This is a genomic window from Lutibacter litoralis (assembly GCF_014646675.1).
Classification (GTDB): Bacteria; Bacteroidota; Bacteroidia; order Flavobacteriales; family Flavobacteriaceae; genus Lutibacter; species Lutibacter litoralis.
Map to the genome: position 1 here is coordinate 239,667 of NZ_BMNS01000003.1, position 19,461 is coordinate 259,127.

Consider the following 19,461-nt stretch of genomic DNA (forward strand, 5'->3'; position numbering starts at 1 on the left):
GAATGCTTTTAAATAAAAACCAAATCTAGAACTTATTATGAAGTAAGAATATAGAATCTTACTGTTTTTAATTGATTATCCTTCAAATTCTTTTTCTATAACTGTTAAAACTTCAATTAAATCGTTAGTATTTAAAGGGGTTGAATTTAACCAATTTAAAGCGGTATTATTTGTAGAAAAAACAGCAACTTGTTGCTCAACATCTGCCAACAATGTTTTGTAGATTGTGGTTTTAACAACTTGATCAGGAGTTCTTGTAATAAAGGCTATTTTTCTTCTACCTAGTTTAGGAGTGTTCTTTTTAATAAAATTCACAAACTTTATGATATCCTCTGGGGGAGTTAAGAATCTGACATTTTTAAAATGAATTAAGTAATTGAGACCCGTTTTAAAGCCTTTATCATTAAATATTTTTTCTTTAAATTTAATGTAGGAATTAACATCGATATTCCCTTTATGGTATTCGATAATAATATTATGTTTAGCAATTATTTTATATGAACTTTTTAAATCTGCCATATAACAGTTTGGGGTTTGGTTAGAATATAAATTTAAAAAAAAAGTCCTTTTGAAAAAACAAAAGGACTTAGAATTTAACAAATGGTACGTTTTATCGTTTCTTTTGCTGTTTTGCTTGTTGTTCTTGGGCTTGTTTCATTGCATCATTCAATCTTTTTCTAAACTTCCCTTCTTTTTTTGGTTTCTTTTTATTTTCTTCAATTTTAGCATGAATTTTTTCTTCATCTATAATATAATGCTTGATAACTAACATTATAGTAATAGTCAATAAGTTAGAAACAAAGTAATATAAACTTAAACTACTCGCATACATATTAAAGAAAATTAACATCATAACAGGAGAGAGATACATCATCATTTTCATCATCTTTTGCATATCTGGCATTCCTTCTTGCGTAGGTTGTTGCATTCCCATTTGTTGACTCTGACTCATTCTCATATAAAAGAAAATTGCAACAGAAGCTAATATTGGAAATAAACTAATATGAGATCCGTACATTGGTATGTGGAACGGAAGTTCAAACACAGAATCGTATGAAGATAAATCATCTGCCCATAAAAATCCTTTCTGACGTAAATCTATATTAGAAGGGAAAAATCTAAATAATGCAAAGAATACTGGCATTTGTAATAATGCAGGTATACAACCAGAAAGCGGACTAACACCAGCTTTACTCTGAACAGCCATTGTTTCTTGCTGACGTTTCATTGCGTTTTCTTTTCCTGGTAAGCGCTTGTTAATTTCTTCCATTTCAGGTTTTAACACCTTCATTTTTGCACTAGACAAGTAAGATTTATATACCAATGGCGACATTATAATTCTAACAACTATAGTTAGTAAAATTATAATAACACCATAATTACCTATAAAGCCTTGAAGAAAATTAAATACAGGTACAAAAATTAATCGGTTTATATAACCAAAAATTCCCCAACCTAGATTTACAATTTCTTTAATATTTCTATCGTATTTTTTAAGAATTTGATAATCATTAGGCCCAATATACCAATTCATATTATAATTAAATTCTCCACCATCCAAAGCTAAAGGGGCTTTTAAAGCGAATGCTTTTGTAAAAACAGTGTCAATTTCTTCGTCTTTAGTTAAAGTAACAGAGGTCAATTTTGCGCTATCAAATGCTTTGTCTGAAATTAAGATTGCTGAAAAGAAGTGTTGCTTAAAAGCGACCCAATTTACATCCGTTTCTTCAGCATCATCTTCACCACCAACGGAAAGGTAATCAATATCTTCATCACCTTTTTCATAATACATTTCTGTTTGTTGATTTTCGTAACGAATACTTTTTTCGTGACTAAAACCATCTAAACTCCAATCTAATGTAATTTGCTGTGCGGAGTTTAGCGAAGTACTTAAACCTTGTGAACGAATATTAAAATCCACCATATATTCATCTGGTTTCATTTCATAACGGTATTCTAAATATCTAGAATCTGAAACTTTTAATTTCATTGAAAGTACTTCGTTTGATCCATCTGTTGTTAAAGTTGGTTCGAACATTAAATCTTTTGTATTTAAGATCCTGTTTTCTGAAGTTCCAAAATTAATGTTGAAAGAAGCGTTTTGATCTTTTACAATATATAAAGGTAAAGAATCATAGGTAACATAATTTTTTATTAATGCTTCTTTAATTTGTCCACCTTTATTAGAGATTACTAATTTTAGAACATTATTTTCTAAAATTGTTTCACCTTCAGCAATTGTTGCAGAATACCCAAAATCACCTAATTTACCTTTAGCTTTTATTAAAGATAAAGAATCTGTAGCTTGCAGTGTTGTTTGGGTAGTATCGTTAAAAGTTGCAGTATTTGTAGTTGCTTTTGTAGCTTCAACTTGTTCTATTTCAGCTGCCTTTTCTTGAGCTGCTTGTTCTTCAGGCGTTGGTTGATTGCTGTACATCCACCATAACATAATAGCGCCAAGAAGCACAAAACCTATAAGTGAATTAAAATCGAATTTCTTTTGTTCCATGTGTATAATTAAATGTCAATTTGTCATTTACTTTTTAAAAAATTCTAAAAAGCCCGACAAAAGTACTAAAAGTAACGTTAATAATTAGTTTTTATTAAGTATTCTATATTAGTTTAAAGAATGTTCCAAAGCGGCTTTTACAAAATCAATAAATAAAGGGTGCGGATTTAAAACTGTACTTTTATATTCTGGATGGTATTGCACACCAACAAACCATGGATGAGAAGGGATTTCAACAACTTCAACCAAATTTGTTTCTGGGTTTGTACCTGTTGCAATCATTCCAGCAGCTTCAATTTGTTTTAAATACGAATTGTTAAATTCGTATCTGTGGCGGTGTCTTTCGCTAATAAGTTCTTTTTTATAGATGTTTTTAATTTTACTTCCTTCTATTAAAGAACAATCCCAGGCACCTAAACGCATAGTTCCACCATAATTAACAATGTTTTTTTGTTCTTCCATTAAATCAATTACAGCATGTTGTGTTTCACTATCCATTTCAACGGAATTCGCATCTTTATAACCTAAAACGTTTCTTGAAAACTCAATTACTGCCATTTGCATTCCTAAACAAATACCTAAAAAAGGCACATTATTTTCTCTGGCATAACGAACCGCATCAATTTTTCCTTCAATACCGCGCTCACCAAAACCAGGTGCAACTAAAATTCCATTTAAATTTTTTAATTTATGAGGAACATTTTTAACGGTTAAATCTTCAGAATGAATCCAATTTATATTTACCTGAACTTCATTTTGAGCTCCAGCATGAATAAAAGCTTCAGAAATTGATTTATATGCATCGTGTAATTCAACATATTTTCCAATTAAACCAATCTCAACCGTATTTTTAGGATTTTTAAATTTCTTTAAAAAGGCATTCCATATTTTAAGATCAGGCTGTTTATCGTCTTGTAATTGTAATTTTTTAAGAACTACTTTGTCTAAACCCTGTTCTAACATTAAGTTAGGGACATCGTAAATAGTTTCAGCATCAATAGATTGAATGACGTCTTCCTTTTTTACATTGCAGAATAATGCTAATTTATTTTTTATAGAGTCCGAAATTTCATGTTCTGTTCTACACACTAAAATATCTGGACTTACTCCACTTTGCATAAGCATCTTAACAGAATGCTGTGTAGGTTTTGTTTTTAATTCTCCAGCGGCAGCTAAATAAGGAACTAAGGTTAAATGAATAACAATGGCATTTTCGTGTCCTAATTCCCATAATAATTGACGTACAGATTCTACATAAGGTAACGATTCAATATCACCAACAGTTCCTCCAATTTCAGTAATTACAATATCAAAATCTCCTGTATTACCTAATATTTGAATTCTATTTTTAATTTCATCTGTAATATGTGGAATTACTTGTACTGTTTTTCCTAAAAACTCACCTTTTCTTTCTTTATTTATTACCGATTGGTAAATTCTACCAGTTGTAACATTGTTAGATTGTGAAGTAGGGATGTTTAAAAAACGCTCATAATGGCCTAAATCTAGATCTGTTTCAGCTCCATCATCGGTTACATAACACTCGCCATGTTCGTAAGGGTTTAAAGTTCCAGGATCTATATTAATGTATGGGTCAAGTTTTTGAATGGTAACAGAATAGCCTCTAGCTTGTAGTAATTTTGCTAAAGAAGCTGCGATAATTCCTTTTCCAAGTGAAGAAGTTACGCCTCCTGTTACAAAAACATATTTTGTATTTTTCATTATTCTTAGGTTTGGGCAAAAGTACTAACTCTATTTTAGTTTACAAAAGGGAAATGTGTAAAAAGTTTGAAAGTTTAAGAGTGCGAATATTGAAATGTTGAAAAGGTTGAAAAGTTGACAAGAGGAAAGGTTCAAAGTCAAAAACTTGAGAATTATTGTTTGAAACAAAAAAAAGCACTTTAAAATTGTTGAAAATTAAAGTGCTTTTGTAAAGTATAGTAGTAAGTGTATTAGCTATATAGTTCGTCGTAATATTGTTGTGCCATTCTATTACTTGTAAATTCTGGAATAGTATCTGTGATACCATTAAGTACAATTTCTTGCCATTTTTTAGGCTTGTTGTAATATGTAGGTAATACTTCGTTTTCTAGAATTTCAAATAAATTAGCACAATCTTCTTCATCTTGTTCCCAAACAGGTTTTTTGTGATCTAATTCAGGTAATACAAAACAGTTTTCTCCATGTTTTTGAAATTCAGGAATCCACCCATCGTTAATTGATAGGTTTACAGAACCGTTGAAAGAAGCTGTCATACCACTTGTTCCAGAAGCTTCTCGTGTAATTCTTGGTGTGTTAAGCCAAATGTCTGAACCGTATTTTAGTTGTTTAGATAAATCCATTTCGTAGCCAGTTAATACGGCTAAGTTTTTTCTATTTTTAGAAAAATTCACTAAATGATTAAAAATGTCAATAGCGTAATAATCTTTTGGATATGGTTTTCCTGCCCAAATAATTTGAACTGGATATTTTTCGTTTGAAAGTAGTTTTTCAAAACGCTCTAAATCGTATAAAAACATATCTGCTCTTTTGTAACCTGCAAAACGTCTTGCCCAAACAATTGTAATTACGTTAGGGTCAAATCTTTTTTGAGTTTGATTTAAAACAACATCAAATAACTCATTTTTTAAAGCTGTTTTTCTATCTTTAAATTTCTTAGCGCTTTTAGTTTTCCAGGCTTTCTTTATTTCTTCATCTTGCCAGAAATTTTGATTTTGTGCATTTGTAATAGGAATTATTTTATTGATTCCATCAAAACCTTTCCACATATCATTTGAAACTACAGCGTGTAGTTTAGATACAGCATTCGATTTATTTGCCATTCTTAAAGCAGCAACGGTATAATTAATCATACCATCGTTTACCATTTCTTGTCTTAATTCTTCTTCAGAAAGTGTTCTTCCAAAAAAGCCACATCTATTTAAATGTCTTGCATCACGTTCTTCATTTCCAGCTTTTTCAGGTGTGTGTGTTGTAAAAGCAAATTGCTCTTTTTTTACACCTTGATCTCTTAAATAATAAAATGCAGGTAATGCGTGTCCTTCATTTAAATGATACATATCTGCACCGCCTAAAGCCTCTACAACTTTAGCTCCACCAATACCTAAAATTATACTTTGAGAAACTCGAGTAAGTTCATTTGAATCGTATAAATGATTTGTAATAGTTCTTGATAAATGATCGTTACCTTCTACATCGGTACTTAAAAGGTACATTGGTACACAGCCAAAAATTTCAGGTTTTAAAATATAAGCTCTAACTTTTACTGCTGGATTGTCGTGAAGCGGTACTTCAACTTCAATTCCGGTATCTTCTAAAAAGTTATATGTTTTTTCAATAAAATCAGTTCTAAGTGTACGGTCTTCGTTTCTTGCTTGATCATAATATCCATATTTCCAAAGCATTCCAATCCCAACCATATTCTGTTTTAATTCATGTGCAGAGCGCATGTGTGAACCAGCTAAAAAGCCTAATCCTCCAGAATAAATTTTTAACGCTTGGTGAATTCCAAACTCCATACTAAAATATGCTACTTTTTTGTCATATTTTTTTGCTGGTTTGTAAGGGTGATGCCATTTACTATATTCATTTACCATAGGTTCGTTCGTTTTAAAAAAATTGAATACAAAATTAAGTATTTATGTTATTTTAAATCTGTAATATTTTAACTTATTTATGTTTGAAAATGTGTTTTTTGGAACATTTGGTTCGGTTTTTACTGGTTTTTGGTTAATTTAGAACATATATAGTAGTGGGGTGTAATGCTCCTAATATTAATTTTATTAGCAATTTTTTATAAATTTTTAATGACTATTATTTCAGTGCTTTGGTTTTGTTCTTTTTGTGATTTTAAAAATTTCAAACCAAAGCACTGAAATGAAACCAATTGCAATACAGCCTGATAATTGCAGCAAATTCAAATGTTCAAATTCAAAAAAACTTGTAAGTGGGTTTACATAAAGGATAAGAGCTACAAGAGCAATGGTTATAAAAATGATAAATAAGACCATATTATTCTTATACTTTAAAGTTGTTAAAATAGAATAATAAAATGAGCGGTTTATTAAAGTCAGGAAAATGTTTGCGGCTATTAAAACAGTAAAAGTCATTGTCCTTGTTAAAGCTTCATTGTAACCACTAATTACTGAATATTGGTAAACAAATAAAGTTCCTACTGTTATCATCAACCCTTGCACAATACTTATCGATAATTCTTTCCAATTAAAAAAAGAAGTTGTCAATGCTTTAGGTTCCTGTAACATCGTATTCTCTTCCATTGGTTCGTTTTCATAAAGAATAGAACAAGTTGGTCCCATTATTAATTCTAAAAAAATGATGTGGATGGGTGAAAATACATTGGGGTAAATCCATCCTAAAGCCAAGGGAATAAATACAGTTAAAATAATAGGTATGTGTATAGAAATAATGTATTGGATTGCTTTTTTTAGGTTCGCATATATCTTTCTACCCATAGCTATTGCATCAACCATTTTTGACAAATCATCTTCTAATAAAATTAATGATGCTGCTTGTTTCGCTATTTCCGTTCCTTTTTTACCCATTGCAATACCAATATGTGCTGCTTTTAGAGCTGGTCCATCATTCACGCCATCTCCTGTCATTGCTACAATTTGATTATTGAATTTTAAGGCATTGATAATTTTTAATTTAGCTTCTGGAAACATACGAGTAAAAATTGTAGTATTCATTACACAGTTTTTTAATTCATTATCATCTAATTTCATCAATTCTTCACCTGTAATGTTTTTCTCGTAACCTTTAAATCCAATTTGTTTTGCAATTGCAATAGTAGTTGCTGAATAATCACCAGTTATAATTTTTACAGCAATGCCCGCATTATAAAAATCTTCTAATACTTTTTGAATATTCTTTTTGGGTGGATCATAAAAAGCAATAATTCCTTTAAATTGAAATGACAATTTTTGTTGTTTTGCAGGATAATTATTTTCTGTAAAATTTGACACACCTACTCCCAATACTCTATAACCATCATTTGCCAATATTTGAATGGCTTCATTTATTTGTTGTTTTTCGATTTTTGTAAGGTTTGATATATTTATCAAAGCTTCGGGAGCTCCTTTAGCTGCTATAATTCGGTTGCCTTTATTGTTCTCAAAAACATGTGTCATCATAGGTGGTTTACCACCTAATGGGTATTCATGAATGAGTTTGTAACTTGGTCGTTCATCATTTTTTACAATATTTTTATAAGTTTGGTGTAGTGCCACTTCCATTGGCTCAAACGGAATAGGTTCACTAGCCCACATTGCTAATTCTATAAGTTGTTTTTCATCATCTGATAATTGGTTGTTGGGTTGAGAGATTTTATTCGATGATAGCAAAAAGAGTTTTGCTAAACTCATTTTGTTTTCAGTAATGGTTCCTGTTTTATCAGTACAAATAACGGTTGCACTACCTAATGTTTCAACGGTTTTCATTTGCTTAACTACAATCCCTATTTTCATTAAGCGCCAAGCGCCTAAAGCCATAAAAGTTGTAAAAGCAACGGGGATTTCCTCAGGCAAAATGCTCATGGCTAAAGTAAGTGACTGTAATAAGCTGTTCAATAGACTTTGAGAATTCCAATAATTAATTGCCCAAACAAATAGAAAGGCTACAGCACCTGCGATTGCCATCTTTTTTACAAAATCTGCAATTTGTATTTCTAAAAGTGTTTTTTCTTCAATAATACTTTCTAGACTTATTCCAATTTTACCCAATTTGGTTTTGTTACCAATTGCAGTAATTGTTGCAATAGCTAAACCACTTGTCACAGTTGTGCCGCTATAAATACTTTTATCTTCCTTAGTTTTATCCTTAAAAACAGCTAATGATTCGCCTGTAAGTATGGATTCGTTTACCGAGAAGTCGTTGGAATGAATAATGCTTCCATCTGCTGCAATAAGGGTTCCTTCTTCCACAATTAGGCTGTCACCTACAACCAGTTCATTGCTTTTTATTTCTTCTATTTTACCATTGCGAATGACTTTGCAATGGGGTTGAGAAAAATCTTTTAATTTTTCCAAAGCGTTCTTGCTTCTCGAATTTTGGTATAAAGAAATTGAGGTGATGAATAAAATAGCAGCTACTAAGAAAATCCCGTCACCTATTTCACCACTAATAAAATAAATAGAAGCAGCAACCAATAATAAAATCGTCATTGGTTCCTTAACAATATATTTTAAGGTGTTTAAGAAACTGTTTTCTTTTTTGTAGTTTAATGTGTTTTGTCCAAATTTTTCCCTTGCAAGAATTACCTGCTCGTTTGTTAACCCTAATATGTCGAAATTATTTGTAGTCAATGTTTAGTTTTAATTACATTAGGTTGGATAGGGTTAGGGGTAATTATTACATATAAATCTCATCAATTATTTTAAAAGAGCCTTAAACAAAGTAAATTTTAATAGTACTACTTTTTCTTTTTCCGTATCATAGCTTCTAGCATATCCCACATATTTTTTGGGATTTCTTCGAGCATATTAAATTCACCTGCGCCTTTTAGCCACTCACCACCATCAATAGTTATAACTTCTCCGTTTATATAAGCAGAAAAATCACTCATTAAATAGGCTGCTAAATTTGCTAATTCTTGGTGTTCACCAACCCTGCCAACAGGAACTTTCTTTTTCATATCAAACTTTTCTTTTAATTCTCCAGGAAGCAATCTATCCCAAGCACCTTTTGTTGGAAAAGGACCTGGAGCAATAGCATTTGATCGAATTCCATATTTAGCCCATTCAACAGCTAAAGAGCGTGTCATAGCCAACACACCTGCTTTTGCAGTTGCAGATGGCACAACATAACCCGAGCCTGTCCATGCATATGTAGTTACAATATTTAAAATAGTAGATTTTTTTTGCTTTGTTTTAATCCAATGTTTTCCAAAAGCAAGCGTACAATTTTTACTTCCTTTTAAAACAATATCAATAATAGTATCAAAAGCGTTTGCAGATAAACGTTCGGTAGGTGATATAAAATTTCCAGCAGCATTGTTAAGTAAACCGTCAACTTTTCCAAACTTTTTTAAAGATTCAGCTAAAACATTTTCAACTTCAATATAATTTCTAACGTCGCATTGCACAGCTAAAACTTTTCCTCCAGTTTTTTCTTCTAACTCAATTTTAACCGTATTTAATTTTTCAATATTTCGAGATGTTATTACAACTGAAGCTCCTAATTCTAAAAAATAGGTAGTCATAGCTTTTCCTAAACCGCTGCCACCGCCAGTTACAACAATTACTTGATCTTTTAAACTTCCTTCTTTTAACATTGGTTTTTGATACATAAAAATGGTATTTTTGTTTATTATAAAAATAGGGATTTTTTCAAATTTAGCTTGAAAAATAATATTTTTTATTTTTTTTTAAATTCTATTTGTCAAACACAAAAGGATTTGTATATTTGCCCACGCTTTAAAGGAGACTTCTTCTTAAAGTAAATTAAGAAAAAAAGAAACACGATTTTAAAAATTATAAGTAATGCCAAAAAGAACATTTCAGCCTTCAAAAAGAAAGAGAAGAAATAAACACGGATTTAGAGAGCGTATGGCTTCTGCAACTGGTAGAAAAGTTTTAGCAAGAAGAAGAGCTAAAGGAAGAAATAGAGTAAGTGTTTCTTCTGACCCAAGACCAAAGAAATAATGAAACAATAGTTTTATATATAAGGTGTTACTTTTCTTAAGTAACGCCTTTTTTTATGACCTTTTAATAAGTTTTTAAAACTATTTTTTTAAAAAATTTGAATTTTATAGATATTTACCAAATTATTAATTAATACTAACAAATGCCAAAAAACAAAAACATTAAGTCAATTTTAATTATAGGTTCTGGACCTATAATTATAGGTCAAGCGTGTGAATTTGATTATTCTGGTTCCCAAGCAATTAGATCGTTAAAAGAAGAAGGAATTGAAGTTACTTTAATTAACTCGAATCCGGCTACAATTATGACGGATCCGTCTTTAGCTGATAATGTTTATTTAAAACCCTTAACTACAAAATCTATTATAGAGATTTTAAAAATTCATCCTGAAATTGATGCCGTATTGCCAACAATGGGCGGGCAAACAGCATTAAATTTATGTATTGAAGCGGATGATAAAGGAATTTGGGAAGATTTTAATGTATCGCTAATAGGTGTTGATATTGATGCTATTAATATAACCGAAGATAGAGAGCAGTTTAGAAAATTAATGATTGACATTGGAGTTGGACAAGCGCCTTCTACAACAGCAACATCATTTTTAAAGGGTAAAGAAATTGCGCAGGAATATGGTTTTCCGTTGGTTATTCGACCATCATTCACATTAGGTGGGTTTGGAGCATCTATAGTTTATAAGAAAGAAGATTTTGATGAATTGTTGAGCAGAGGTTTAGAAGCTTCACCAATTCACGAAGTTATAATAGATAAGGCATTATTAGGTTGGAAAGAATATGAATTAGAATTGTTAAGAGATAGTAATGACAATGTAGTTATTATTTGTACAATTGAAAATATGGATCCCATGGGAATTCATACTGGAGACTCAATAACGGTTGCTCCAGCAATGACATTGAGTGATACTACTTTTCAAAGAATGCGCGATATGGCAATACATATGATGCGTTCTATTGGAGATTTTGCAGGTGGTTGTAATGTTCAATTTGCAGTTAGTCCAGATGAAAAAGAAGATATTATTGCTATTGAAATTAACCCACGTGTTTCTCGTTCATCTGCCTTAGCGTCAAAAGCAACAGGTTATCCTATTGCTAAGATTGCTGCAAAACTGGCAATTGGTTATCATTTAGATGAATTAGATAATCAAATCACAAAAACAACTTCAGCCTTATTTGAACCAACATTAGATTATGTAATTGTAAAAATTCCACGTTGGAACTTTGATAAATTTGAAGGTTCAGATAGAACTCTTGGTTTACAAATGAAATCGGTTGGAGAGGTAATGGGAATTGGTCGTTGTTTTCAAGAAGCGTTGCACAAAGCCACGCAATCTTTAGAAATTAAACGAAATGGTTTAGGTGCTGATGGAAAAGGAGAGAAGGATTATGATACAATAATTCAAAAATTAACACACGCAAGTTGGGACAGAGTTTTTGTAATTTATGATGCAATTTCAATAGGAATACCGTTAAGTAGGATTCACGAAATCACAAAAATTGATTACTGGTATTTAAGACAATATGAAGAATTATTAGGGCTTGAAAATGAAATTTCAACAAATAAATTAGATTCGTTATCCTATGAATTATTGTTAGAAGCAAAGCAAAAAGGTTTTGCAGATAGACAAATAGCCCATATGTTAGGTTGTTTAGAAAGTGAAGTAAAAGCGAAACGTACAACATTAGATATTAATAGGGTTTACAAATTAGTAGATACTTGTGCAGCTGAATTTAGTGCACAAACACCATATTATTATTCTACGTTCGAAAATAAAATGATTACTCCAGATGGAGTTGTTAAAGCGGATAATGAAAGTGTTGTAACCGATAAAAAGAAAATAATTGTATTAGGCTCTGGTCCAAACAGAATTGGACAAGGAATTGAATTTGACTATTGTTGTGTCCACGGCGTATTAGCAGCTAAAGAAGCTGGTTATGAAACAATTATGATTAATTGTAATCCAGAAACAGTTTCCACAGATTTTGATACCGCAGATAAATTATATTTTGAACCCGTATTCTGGGAGCATATTTACGATATAATTGAACACGAAAAACCAGAAGGGGTTATAGTTCAGTTAGGTGGGCAAACAGCATTAAAATTAGCTGAAAAGTTGGATAAATGGGGTGTTAAAATTATAGGAACTAGCTTCGAAGCCCTTGATTTAGCGGAAGATAGAAAGCGTTTTTCTGAATTATTAGTTGATTTAGATATTCCTTTTCCCAAATACGGAACCGCAACAACCGCAGATGAAGCAGCTGCAATAGCTGATAGTTTAGATTTTCCAATATTAGTGAGACCTTCTTATGTTTTAGGTGGACAAGGAATGAAAATTGTTATTAATAAAGAAGAGTTGGAAAAACACGTAGTAGATTTATTACGTAAAATCCCTAATAACATGTTGTTGCTAGATCATTATTTAGATGGAGCAATTGAAGCGGAAGCTGACGCCATTTGTGATGGTGAAGATGTTTATATTATTGGAATAATGGAACATATAGAGCCTTGTGGAGTGCATTCAGGAGATTCAAATGCAACATTACCACCATTTAATTTAGGTGAGTTTGTAATGCAACAAATTAAAGATCATACTAAAAAAATTGCACTAGCTCTAAAAACTAAAGGGTTAATAAATATTCAGTTTGCAGTAAAAGATGATACTGTTTATATAATTGAGGCAAACCCAAGAGCATCTCGTACGGTTCCATTTATTGCAAAAGCATATCAAGAACCTTATGTGAATTATGCCACTAAAGTAATGCTGGGTGATAAAAAAGTAAAAGACTTTGTTTTTAATCCGCAATTAGAAGGTTTTGCAATTAAACAACCTGTATTTTCATTTAATAAATTTCCTAATGTAGATAAAAAATTAGGGCCAGAAATGAAATCTACAGGAGAGAGTATTTTATTTATTGATAATTTAAAAGATGATCAATTTTATGAATTGTACTCACGTAGAAAGATGTATTTAAATAAGTAAAAAAAGTAATAAATATTTAAAAAGAGCTCCTTTCGGGGCTCTTTTTTGTTTATATCATTTTTTGTTTGTACTTTTGTTTAAACAAAAAATAATTACATTGAACAATATTAAGTCAGAATTTACGATAAAAGACCTTGAAAATTTCACTGGAATTAAGGCACACACTATTAGAATTTGGGAAAAAAGATATGATCTTTTAGAGCCAAATAGAACAGAATCTAACATTCGGTATTATGATATTAATAACCTACAGAAGCTTTTAAATGTGTCGCTTTTAAATGCAAATGGATTAAAAATATCTAAAATTGCTGAGTTACCAGAATCTAAAATTAATGCATCAGTTCGTGAATTAGTTTCTAAAAAAGGAGTAAACTCACAAGCATCAAATTCACTGAAGCTTGCAATGTTAAATTTTGATGAGAATTTGTTTAATATTACTTATAATAATTTAATAGCACAAGCATCACTTAGAGACATTTTTAAAAATGTTCTCCTTCCATTTATGAATGATTTAGGATTGTTATGGCAGGTAAATTCAATTACTCCTGCTCATGAGCATTTTATTACGAATCTAATTTCACAAAAAATTCATATAAATATTGAGCGCTTACAATTAGCATCACCAACTAATTTTGAAAAAATATTTGTTTTATACTTACCAATGAATGAAATACATGATTTAGGTTTATTGTACCTGCATTATGAATTATTATTACACGGTTATCAATCTATTTATTTAGGACAAAGTGTTCCTGTAGCCAATTTAAGCGATGTTCAAAAGGTGTATGATAATATATGTTTTATTAGTTATTTAACTGTTGAGCCATCAAGAATGTCAGTTTTTGAGTATATTGTAACAGTTAATGATACAGTTTTAACAGATACCAATAGCGAATTATGGCTATTAGGAAGAAAATTAACTGAAGTTGAAGAGGATTTAAATTTAGCAAATGTAAGAATGTTTAAATCTATTGATTTACTGTTAAATAAATTGTAAAAAATATCAAACAAATTTGCTTTTGTTTAACAAAAGTGTATATTTGCTAAACAGATGAAAGATATAATAATTATTGGTTCAGGATTTTCGTCACTTTCGGCTGCTTGTCATATGGCAAAAGCGGGTTATAAAGTTACTATCCTTGAGAAAAATTCCACAATAGGTGGAAGAGCGAGACAGTTTGAAAAAGATGGTTTTAAATTCGATATGGGGCCAACATGGTATTGGATGCCTGATGTTTTTGAGAAATTTTTTAAAGATTTTAATAAAAAAACTTCAGATTATTACCAATTAGAAAGACTTTCTCCAGCATATCAAGTATACTTTGGTGAAGACGATTCAATTACAATTCCAGGTACATTAAATGAAATTTATGATGTTTTTGAGAATGAAGAAAAGGGGAGTTCAAAACATTTAAAATCATTTTTAGATTCAGCTAAATTTAATTATGAAGTAGCAATTAATGATTTAGTTTACAAACCTGGAGAATCTATTACAGAATTAATAAATTTCACAACACTGTCAAAAGCGAATCAATTTTTCACATCTATTAGCTCAACGGTTCGTAAAAAAATTAAAAGTACAAAACTTCAACAAATTTTAGAATTTCCGGTATTATTTTTAGGTGCAAAACCAACAAACACGCCCAGTTTTTATAATTTTATGAATTATGCCGATTTTGGTCTTGGTACTTGGCATCCAAAAGGAGGAATGTATGAAGTGGTAAATGGTTTTGTAAAGTTGGCGGAAGACTTAGGTGTTGAAATTTTAACCAATCAAAATGTTGAAGAGATTGTTGTAGAAGACGGTGTAGTTAAGGGGGTTGTTTCAAATGCAGTTTTTAAAGAATCAGATTCAGTAATTAGTGGTGCAGATTACCATCATACCGAAACATTGTTGAATAAAAAGTATAGAATGTACTCAGAAAAGTATTGGAAGAAAAAGACTTTTGCTCCTTCTGCGTTGCTTTTTTATGTTGGCTTTGATACAAAAATTAAAAATGTAGCGCATCATACATTATTTTTTGATACTAGTTTTGACATACACGCGCAGGATATTTATGATAATCCAAAATGGCCAGAAGATCCCTTATTTTATGCAAGTTTTTCGAGTATAACCGATGCTAGTTTTGCTCCAGATTCAAAAGAAGCTGCAACTTTTTTAATCCCTTTGGCACCAGGTTTAACTGATATTCCTGAGGTAAGAGAAGAGTATTTTTTAAAAATTATAGAACGTTTAGAGACTTTAACTGGACAAAATTTAAAAGATAAGGTGTTGTTTAAACAATCGTATTGTGTGAATGATTTTGTAAATGATTACAACTCGTACAAAGGAAATGCTTATGGTTTGGCAAATACATTATTTCAAACTGCTTTTTTAAGACCTAAAATTAAAAGTAAAAAAGTAAGAAATTTGTTTTTTACAGGACAATTAACTGTTCCAGGTCCTGGAGTACCTCCAGCTATAATTTCTGGAAAAATTGTTTCAGATATGGTTATAAAAAATACTAAATAAAATTACAACTAACTAAAAAAAATCATTATGAAGCAGCTATTTGATGAAACCTCTTTTAAATGTAGTAAAATTGTTACTAGAAAATATAGTACTTCTTTTTCTTTAGCGGTTTATATGTTATCGCCCAAAATAAGAGAAGCCATTTACAGTATTTATGCTTTTGTTCGTTTCGCTGATGAAATTGTAGATTCTTTTCACACCCATGAAAAAGAAGTTTTATTAAATGAATTTGAAGCAGATTATTATAAGGCGCACAAGAACAATGTTAGCTTAAACCCTATTTTAAATGCTTTTCAGCATACTGTAAAAAAATATAACATTACAGACGATTTAATTCAGTCGTTTTTAAATAGTATGAAGGCAGATTTAAATAAAGAAACCTATAATACTGTTGAGGAATACAACGAGTACATTTATGGATCGGCAGATGTTGTTGGGTTAATGTGTTTAAAGGTATTTGTAAATGGAGATACTGAAAGGTATGATGAATTAAAGTTTTCTGCAATGAAATTGGGCTCAGCTTTTCAAAAAGTAAACTTCTTACGTGATTTAAAAGATGATTATGAATTGTTAAACCGTTCTTATTTTCCAGGTGTAAATTTAAAAGAATTAAAAGCTGAAGAAAAAGCAGAAATTATTTCAGATATTGAAGCTGATTTTAATGAGGCTTTAATTGGGATAAAAAAATTGCCTTTAGAGGCAAAATTTGGCGTATATACTGCTTATGTTTATTATAAAAGGTTGTTGAATAAATTAAGTAAAACACCTTCAACAGAAATTTTAAATACACGTATTCGTGTTTCTAATTCGTTAAAAATTAGTTTATTGGCTAAATCTTTTGTAGTGTATAAATTAAATTTATTATAATGAAATATTTTGGACTTATTTTTTTTTCATTAATCTCTTTAAGTGTGCAAACACCTCTTGAGAGTGTGAGAGATCATTTCCCTGATATTACATCGTTAAATGAAGCCAATAAGTTTATAGAAAAACTGAAAAACGATAGTTCACCTGAGGCAAAAGGCTATACGGCTGCAATGTTTTTAATGAAATCTCGCTATATAAAAGGTCCATTCTCGAAATTAAAATTTTTTAAACATGGGAAGAAAATTTTGGATAACGATATAAACGAAAATCCAGAGGTTTTAGAGATTAGGTATATTCGATTTTTAATGCAAAAGAGAATTCCTAATTTTTTGGGTTATAATAAAAATATAGAAGAAGATTTTAGCGTTATTTCTGCTAAACTATTAGAATCAAATTTAAACAAAAATTTGAAACTTAAAATGTTAGACACTATGTTGTTGGTAGATGATTTAAGTGAAATGAACAAAAATAAAATTCACGAAATACTAGATAAATTATGATATTTGCTCTTATTACAATAGCTACTTTCTTGATTATGGAATGTGTTACTTGGTTAACTCATAAGTACGTTATGCACGGATTTTTGTGGTATTTTCATGAAGATCACCATCAGCCACGGTATCAAAATTGGTTTGAACGAAACGATGTGTTTTTCGTTATTTTTGCAGTTCCTAGTATAGCTTTGTTTTATTTTGGTGTTGAAGGCGGTTTAAATTATTTATTTTTTATTGGTTTAGGTATCATGTTATACGGAATGGCTTATTTTTTGGTGCACGATGTTTTAATTCATAGGCGTTTTAAGTGGTTCAATAAAACGAACAATAAATATTTAATTGGTTTAAGAAAGGCACACAAAGTACATCATAAACATTTGGGAAAAGAAGAAGGTGAATGTTTCGGTATGCTGTTTGTTCCTTTTAAGTACTATAAAGTATGACCTCTTTATATTTTATAATAAACGTGGCATCTTTTTCAATTCCATTTTTGTACAGTTTTGAAAAAAGAATGAATTACATACAATACTGGAAATCTGTGTTTTTAGCGATTTCAATTGTGGCAATTCCATTTTTAATTTGGGATGTTTGGTTTACGAATATGGGAGTTTGGGGTTTTAATCCAACCTATTTGTTGGGACCAAAAATTGCTAATTTACCTTTTGAAGAGGTGCTGTTTTTTTTCTTTATTCCATATTCAAGTATTTTTACGCATTATGCATTATTATATTTTTTTCCGAAGTTAACTTTACCAAAAAAAGTTACAAAAGGAATATCTATTTCTCTTTTGTTAATAGCGCTTGTAATTGTGTTTTTTAATTATGATAAATGGTACACATTAGTAAATTTTTCAGTTTTTGCAGCACTTTTATTGTATGCGCTAATAATTAAGGATACGCTATTAAATTCGTTTTACATTACATTTTTGGTTGTTTTAATTCCGTTTTTTATTGTAAACGGTTTGTTAACTGGAAGTTTTATAGAAGACCAAGTTGTTTGGTATAACAATGCAGAAAATTTAGGAATTAGATTAGGAACTGTTCCTGTTGAAGATGCTTTTTATGCATTTAGTATGTTGTATGGCGCAACTGTGCTAATTGAAAAATTTAAACCAATTTTTAAGAAAAAGTAAATGACAAGCAAACAAGAAATTGCTATATTTTGGTTTCGAAGAGATTTAAGATTGCATGATAATACTGCATTATTTTATGCCCTAAATTCTAAATATCCAGTACTACCAATTTTTATTTTTGATGAAGCTATTTTAAATGAATTAGCTAAAAATGATGCAAGACTAAGTTTTATACATCAATCATTAAATGAAATTAATGAAGATTTAATTGAAAATAAATCTTCATTATACATTAGAAAGGGAGAAATAATTGCTGTTTGGAAAGAGCTTTTGAGTAATTTCAATATTAAAAAGGTGTTTTTCAATAAAGATTACGAGCCTTATGCAATTAAAAGAGATGCTGAAATAACTAATTTGTGTTCAGATAAAAATATTGAAGTTTTTTCTTATAAAGATCAGGTTATTTTTGAAGCAGGTGAAGTTTTAAAAGATGATGGAACTCCTTATACAATTTACACACCTTATAAAAATAAATGGTGGAATTTGTTTCATTCAGGCGAGTTAAAATTATTTCCTTCAGAAAATTATAAAGAAAATTTTATAGAATCTAATCATAACTTTCCTTTAATAGAGGAGTTAGGTTTTACTGAAAGTGCTAAAAAAGTTAGAGCAATTAATAAAAATGCAATTTTAGATTATCAAAACTTTAGAGACCTTCCAATTGTTAATACATCTAATAATTCAGTTTATTTAAGATTTGGATTGATAAGTACACGTAAGCTATTTAAATATGCGCAAACCAAAAATGAAACGTATTGTAACGAGCTTATTTGGAGAGAGTTTTTTATGCAAATTTTGTATCATTTTCCAAAAGTTGTAAATAATAATTTTAAATCGAAATACAATTTTATTCCTTGGCGGAATAATGAAGAAGAATTTAAATTGTGGTGCGAAGGAAAAACGGGTTATCCAATAGTTGATGCTGGTATGTGCGAATTGAATAAAACTGGTTATATGCACAACCGAGTTAGAATGATTGCTGCAAGTTTTTTAAACAAACATTTGTTGATTGATTGGCGCTGGGGAGAAGCTTATTTTGCTGAAAAATTATTAGATTATGATTTAGCTGCAAATAATGGAAATTGGCAATGGGTTGCTGGAACTGGATGTGATTCGGCACCATATTTTAGGATTTTTAATCCAACAACTCAACAACAAAAGTTTGATCCAGATTTTAAGTACATCGAAAAATGGAATCCTAATTACAAAAATATTCCTGAAATTGTTGAGCATAAATTTGCCCGTTTACGCTATTTAGACGTCGTAAAAAAATCTTTGTTACGATAACAAC

15 protein-coding genes are annotated in these 19,461 nt (G+C 30.2%); 9 read left to right on the top strand and 6 right to left on the bottom strand.

Annotated features, from left to right (window positions below):
* Positions 1–75: 75 nt before the first annotated feature.
* The 6 genes from IEW75_RS05970 to IEW75_RS05995 all read right to left on the bottom strand — a co-directional run bounded on the left by IEW75_RS05970 (position 76) and on the right by IEW75_RS05995 (position 9,815).
* On the bottom strand, positions 76–519 hold the full coding sequence (locus tag IEW75_RS05970; protein ID WP_134247821.1) for a hypothetical protein: 444 nt from the start codon (positions 517–519) through the stop codon (positions 76–78).
* 91 nt (positions 520–610) lie between these two features.
* Positions 611–2,509, bottom strand: coding sequence for a membrane protein insertase YidC (gene yidC / locus IEW75_RS05975; protein WP_134247822.1), 1,899 nt, complete (start codon positions 2,507–2,509; stop codon positions 611–613).
* 108 nt (positions 2,510–2,617) lie between these two features.
* Positions 2,618–4,231 (bottom strand): CTP synthase, encoded by a 1,614-nt coding sequence (pyrG, locus tag IEW75_RS05980; RefSeq protein ID WP_134247823.1) that lies wholly within the window; start codon positions 4,229–4,231, stop codon positions 2,618–2,620.
* A gap of 230 nt (positions 4,232–4,461) precedes the next feature.
* Positions 4,462–6,105, bottom strand: a complete 1,644-nt coding sequence (gene glgP / locus IEW75_RS05985; RefSeq protein WP_134247824.1) for an alpha-glucan family phosphorylase — start codon at positions 6,103–6,105, stop codon at positions 4,462–4,464.
* 222 nt (positions 6,106–6,327) lie between these two features.
* On the bottom strand, positions 6,328–8,832 hold the full coding sequence (locus IEW75_RS05990) for a cation-translocating P-type ATPase (RefSeq protein ID WP_134247825.1): 2,505 nt from the start codon (positions 8,830–8,832) through the stop codon (positions 6,328–6,330).
* A gap of 107 nt (positions 8,833–8,939) precedes the next feature.
* Positions 8,940–9,815, bottom strand: coding sequence for an SDR family oxidoreductase (locus tag IEW75_RS05995; protein WP_134247826.1), 876 nt, complete (start codon positions 9,813–9,815; stop codon positions 8,940–8,942).
* A 193-nt stretch (positions 9,816–10,008) separates the two neighbouring features.
* Between IEW75_RS05995 and rpmH the strand changes: the two genes are divergently transcribed.
* The 9 genes from rpmH (at position 10,009) to IEW75_RS06040 (ending at position 19,457) form a co-directional block, all read left to right on the top strand.
* On the top strand, positions 10,009–10,170 hold the full coding sequence (gene rpmH / locus IEW75_RS06000) for a 50S ribosomal protein L34 (RefSeq protein ID WP_134247827.1): 162 nt from the start codon (positions 10,009–10,011) through the stop codon (positions 10,168–10,170).
* A gap of 142 nt (positions 10,171–10,312) precedes the next feature.
* Complete coding sequence (gene carB, locus IEW75_RS06005) at positions 10,313–13,165, top strand: carbamoyl-phosphate synthase large subunit (RefSeq protein ID WP_134247828.1); 2,853 nt, start codon at positions 10,313–10,315, stop codon at positions 13,163–13,165.
* Between the two features lie 97 nt (positions 13,166–13,262).
* Positions 13,263–14,162 (top strand): MerR family transcriptional regulator, encoded by a 900-nt coding sequence (locus IEW75_RS06010; RefSeq protein WP_134247829.1) that lies wholly within the window; start codon positions 13,263–13,265, stop codon positions 14,160–14,162.
* Between the two features lie 54 nt (positions 14,163–14,216).
* The gene (gene crtID / locus IEW75_RS06015) at positions 14,217–15,677 is read left to right on the top strand and encodes a bifunctional phytoene desaturase/3,4-desaturase (protein ID WP_134247830.1); all 1,461 of its coding nucleotides are present in this window, start codon (positions 14,217–14,219) and stop codon (positions 15,675–15,677) included.
* 27 nt (positions 15,678–15,704) lie between these two features.
* Entirely contained in the window at positions 15,705–16,544 is an 840-nt protein-coding gene (locus tag IEW75_RS06020; RefSeq protein ID WP_134247831.1) for a phytoene/squalene synthase family protein, read from the top strand.
* Positions 16,544–17,044 carry a hypothetical protein gene (locus tag IEW75_RS06025; protein ID WP_134247832.1) on the top strand — a complete coding sequence of 167 codons (501 nt, stop codon included), beginning with the start codon at positions 16,544–16,546 and terminating at the stop codon, positions 17,042–17,044. Before IEW75_RS06020 ends, IEW75_RS06025 begins: the two co-directional genes overlap by 1 nt.
* Positions 17,041–17,481 carry a sterol desaturase family protein gene (locus tag IEW75_RS06030; RefSeq protein WP_134247833.1) on the top strand — a complete coding sequence of 147 codons (441 nt, stop codon included), beginning with the start codon at positions 17,041–17,043 and terminating at the stop codon, positions 17,479–17,481. The genes IEW75_RS06025 and IEW75_RS06030 overlap by 4 nt, the downstream gene beginning before the upstream one ends.
* Positions 17,478–18,170 (top strand): lycopene cyclase domain-containing protein, encoded by a 693-nt coding sequence (locus IEW75_RS06035; protein WP_134247834.1) that lies wholly within the window; start codon positions 17,478–17,480, stop codon positions 18,168–18,170. The genes IEW75_RS06030 and IEW75_RS06035 overlap by 4 nt, the downstream gene beginning before the upstream one ends.
* Positions 18,171–19,457, top strand: a complete 1,287-nt coding sequence (locus tag IEW75_RS06040; RefSeq protein WP_134247835.1) for a cryptochrome/photolyase family protein — start codon at positions 18,171–18,173, stop codon at positions 19,455–19,457.
* Positions 19,458–19,461: the final 4 nt, after the last annotated feature.

Excerpts from the sequence above, each read along its gene's own strand:
- IEW75_RS05970 (WP_134247821.1), bottom strand. The coding sequence starts at position 519 with ATGGCAGATTTAAAAAGTTCATATAAAATAATTGCTAAACATAATATT.
- yidC (WP_134247822.1), bottom strand. The coding sequence starts at position 2,509 with ATGGAACAAAAGAAATTCGATTTTAATTCACTTATAGGTTTTGTGCTT.
- pyrG (WP_134247823.1), bottom strand. The coding sequence starts at position 4,231 with ATGAAAAATACAAAATATGTTTTTGTAACAGGAGGCGTAACTTCTTCA.
- glgP (WP_134247824.1), bottom strand. The coding sequence starts at position 6,105 with ATGGTAAATGAATATAGTAAATGGCATCACCCTTACAAACCAGCAAAA.
- IEW75_RS05995 (WP_134247826.1), bottom strand. The coding sequence starts at position 9,815 with ATGTATCAAAAACCAATGTTAAAAGAAGGAAGTTTAAAAGATCAAGTA.
- rpmH (WP_134247827.1), top strand. The coding sequence starts at position 10,009 with ATGCCAAAAAGAACATTTCAGCCTTCAAAAAGAAAGAGAAGAAATAAA.
- carB (WP_134247828.1), top strand. The coding sequence starts at position 10,313 with ATGCCAAAAAACAAAAACATTAAGTCAATTTTAATTATAGGTTCTGGA.
- crtID (WP_134247830.1), top strand. The coding sequence starts at position 14,217 with ATGAAAGATATAATAATTATTGGTTCAGGATTTTCGTCACTTTCGGCT.
- IEW75_RS06020 (WP_134247831.1), top strand. The coding sequence starts at position 15,705 with ATGAAGCAGCTATTTGATGAAACCTCTTTTAAATGTAGTAAAATTGTT.
- IEW75_RS06025 (WP_134247832.1), top strand. The coding sequence starts at position 16,544 with ATGAAATATTTTGGACTTATTTTTTTTTCATTAATCTCTTTAAGTGTG.
- IEW75_RS06030 (WP_134247833.1), top strand. The coding sequence starts at position 17,041 with ATGATATTTGCTCTTATTACAATAGCTACTTTCTTGATTATGGAATGT.
- IEW75_RS06035 (WP_134247834.1), top strand. The coding sequence starts at position 17,478 with ATGACCTCTTTATATTTTATAATAAACGTGGCATCTTTTTCAATTCCA.
- IEW75_RS06040 (WP_134247835.1), top strand. The coding sequence starts at position 18,171 with ATGACAAGCAAACAAGAAATTGCTATATTTTGGTTTCGAAGAGATTTA.